The organism is Rhodococcus sp. (in: high G+C Gram-positive bacteria) (assembly GCF_049299235.1).
Taxonomy (GTDB): Bacteria; Actinomycetota; Actinomycetes; order Mycobacteriales; family Mycobacteriaceae; genus Rhodococcus.
In genome coordinates, this window is record NZ_JBAQXC010000202.1 from 1 (window position 1) to 2,707 (window position 2,707).

General features: G+C 70.1%; 4 protein-coding genes and 1 pseudogene. All 5 read right to left on the reverse strand.

Annotation, left to right across the window (positions count from 1 at the left end):
• Positions 1 to 191, reverse strand: a 191-nt coding sequence (locus WAX14_RS12025) for a cytochrome c biogenesis protein ResB (protein ID WP_422628290.1), incomplete at its 3' end; no start/stop codon positions are given.
• A gap of 119 nt (positions 192 to 310) precedes the next feature.
• Positions 311 to 1,165 (reverse strand): cytochrome c biogenesis CcdA family protein, encoded by an 855-nt coding sequence (locus WAX14_RS12030; RefSeq protein ID WP_422628291.1) that lies wholly within the window; start codon positions 1,163 to 1,165, stop codon positions 311 to 313.
• Positions 1,162 to 1,767: a TlpA disulfide reductase family protein gene (locus tag WAX14_RS12035; RefSeq protein ID WP_422628292.1), complete on the reverse strand. Its 606-nt coding sequence runs from the start codon at positions 1,765 to 1,767 to the stop codon at positions 1,162 to 1,164. The genes WAX14_RS12030 and WAX14_RS12035 overlap by 4 nt, the downstream gene beginning before the upstream one ends.
• A 13-nt stretch (positions 1,768 to 1,780) precedes the next feature.
• Positions 1,781 to 2,431: a histidine phosphatase family protein gene (locus tag WAX14_RS12040; RefSeq protein WP_422628293.1), complete on the reverse strand. Its 651-nt coding sequence runs from the start codon at positions 2,429 to 2,431 to the stop codon at positions 1,781 to 1,783.
• Between the two features lie 86 nt (positions 2,432 to 2,517).
• Positions 2,518 to 2,707 (reverse strand): annotated as a pseudogene (locus WAX14_RS12045) (aspartate aminotransferase family protein); the annotation flags it as partial.

Here is a 2,707-nt window from a genome sequence, read left to right on the forward strand (position 1 = left end):
AGGCTGCGCTGCGGCAGGAGAGCACCGGGAATCGCGGCCAGTGCCAGCAGGAACAGCAACACCAGCGCGGTCCGCATCGATGTCAGGCCGCGCCAGGTGTTGCGGACGAAGGCGACGGCCCGCCCGACCGGGCCCTGCCGTGGCGGCGGCGCCGGCTGCGGAGCGGCGGTGGAGGTGTCGGTCGCGGTCACCTGCGACCTCCCGGGATGCTGCGGCTGCTCCGGGGGTCGCGGTCGCCCACGCGGACCGTCTGATCGCGCTGCATGTACTGCCTCTCGAAACGTTCGACAACTGTGTGGCGTCACTGCCGTCAGATCGGCAGCGTCACCTCGGAGATGAAGGCATCCCGCACCCAGGACACGAACACGTCCCACGCACCGGTGACCAGGGCGATCCCGACGGCGATGAGCATTACGCCGCCGAAGATCTGCACGGTGCGGGCATGCGCCCGCAGCCAGCCGACACCCCGCAACGCGCGCGCCGACCCCAGGGCCAGCACCACGAACGGCAAACCCAGCCCGATGCAGTAGAAGACGATCAGCGCGACGCCGCGCGCCGCCGTCGCGCCCTCCGTGCCCGCGGCCAGCGAAATCACCCCAGCCAGGGTCGGCCCGAGACACGGCGTCCAGCCGAGCGCGAACACACCGCCGAGCAGCGGTGCGCCCGCCAGGCTCGTCAGCCGTCGCGGTTCGAACCGGGTGTCGCGCTGCAACGCGGGGATCAGCCCGACGAACGCCAGTCCCATGACGATGGTGACCACCCCGCCGACCCGCATCATGACGTCGCGGTTGACCGAGAACAGCGAGATCGCGCCGAACACCGACGCGGTGGCCAGCACGAACACGACGGTGAACCCGGCGACGAACAGCATCGCCGCGCCGGCGACCCGCAACCGGCCGTCGTCGCGCAGCGTCGTCGTGCGCGTCTGCGCCTGCGACTCGGTGACGGCGGGCGCCTCCGCGCCGACGACACCGGCCAGGTATGACAGGTAGCCCGGAACGAGCGGGACGACGCACGGCGACGCGAACGAAACCAGACCGGCGAGCAGGCACGCTCCGGCCGCGAGCAGCAGCGGTCCGCTCGCGGCCACCGATTGGAAGGTGTCGCCGACACCGGACGCCAGGACCGTGCCGGTCCCGGTGAACGCAGGGATGCTCGTCGTCATTGTTGCCCGGACGGTTCCGCTGCGATCCGCTCGACGACGGGCTGCAGATCCTCGGTGAGCAGTTCGGTGAGAAACACCGCGGCGACACGATGGTCCCGGTCGAGAACGACAGTCGTCGGCACCACCGACGTCGGGTAGTTCCGGCCCAGCGCGAGCAGCGACCGCATCGCCGGATCGTAGATCGACGGGTAGCCCACGTTGTTGTCGACGATGAAGTCCTGCGCCTTGTCCCGCTGGTTGTCCCGGACGTTGATGCCGAGGAACTGCACCCCGAGATCCTTGGTGGCCTCGTACACCTGTTCGAGGTCGTCGGCCTCGCTGCGGCACGGGGCACACCATTGGCCCCACACGTTGAGCACCACGACCTGACCTTCGTAGTCGGCGAGCGAGAGGGTCCGGCCCTCGTTCATCAGATCGTCGCCCGACAGGTCACCGAGGGTGCCGCGCTCCGACGGCGGGTCGTAGAAGATGCGGGTCTGGCCGCCCGGCGAGACGAAGTCGAACGTGCCGCCGCTGACGACGGCGTCGTCGCCGGTCGCACACGAGGTGAGAGCGACGGCGCAGCACAGCAGCGCCGCGACGGACGCAAGGATCCTTCTCATGCGCCGATCCCTCTCATGCGCCGTGCACGTTCGGGTCGGACGCCCCGGCGGGCTCCGAATACACGATGTCGACGAGGGTGTCGCCGTCGTACACCAGCGACGTCAGCGATGCGAGGCTGCACTGCCGGTTCCGTGGGTCGTGCCACAGCCGCTCGCCCTCGAGGAACCTGCGCAACGTCCACACCGGAAGCTGGTGGCTTACGCACACCGCTTCGCGGCCGACCGCGGCGACGCGCGCGGCGTTGACCGCGGCGAGCATGCGATGCGCGATCTGCAGATACGGCTCGCCCCACGACGGGGTGAACGGATCGCGCAGCTTCCACCAGTGCCGGGGGCGGCTCAACGCCCCGTCGCCGACCGCGACCTTCAGGCCCTCGAACTGGTTGCCCGCCTCGATGAGGTTCGCGTCGGTGACGATCTCGATGCCATGCTTCTCGGCGATCGGCGCGGCGGTCTGCTGGGCACGCTCGAGCGGGGACGCGACGACACGCGCGATGTCGTGGTCGGCGAGCGCCGCCGCGACGGACCGCGCCTGCGATTCACCCGTGACGGACAACCGGTAGCCGGGCAGGCGACCGTAGAGGATGCCGGTGGGATTGTGCACCTCGCCGTGCCGCAGCACGTGCACGATGGTGCGCTTCTCGGACGGGGCGGTCTTGGTCACGTGGGTATTCCTCGCGTCGGGCGGTGAGCAGATCCGGGTGGGTAGGACCGGCGGGTCGGGATCGGTGTGTCAGGGCTGCCGGTGTATCAGGGTGCGGGGGCGGCCGCGGCGGCCTTCGCGGCGTGCGGCAATGCGTCGGCGATACGCGAGAATGCGTCGTCGTCGAGGGCGGACGAGACGAACCACGTCTCGAACGCGCTCGGCGGCGCATACACACCGTGCTCGAGCAGAGTGTGGAAGAACACCGGGAAACGCCAGGTCTGCGCGGCCTTCGCC

Bases quoted from the DNA above. Each gene is read 5' to 3' on its own strand.
- WAX14_RS12035 (WP_422628292.1), bottom strand. From the start codon at position 1,767: ATGAGAAGGATCCTTGCGTCCGTCGCGGCGCTGCTGTGCTGCGCCGTC.
- WAX14_RS12030 (WP_422628291.1), bottom strand. From the start codon at position 1,165: ATGACGACGAGCATCCCTGCGTTCACCGGGACCGGCACGGTCCTGGCG.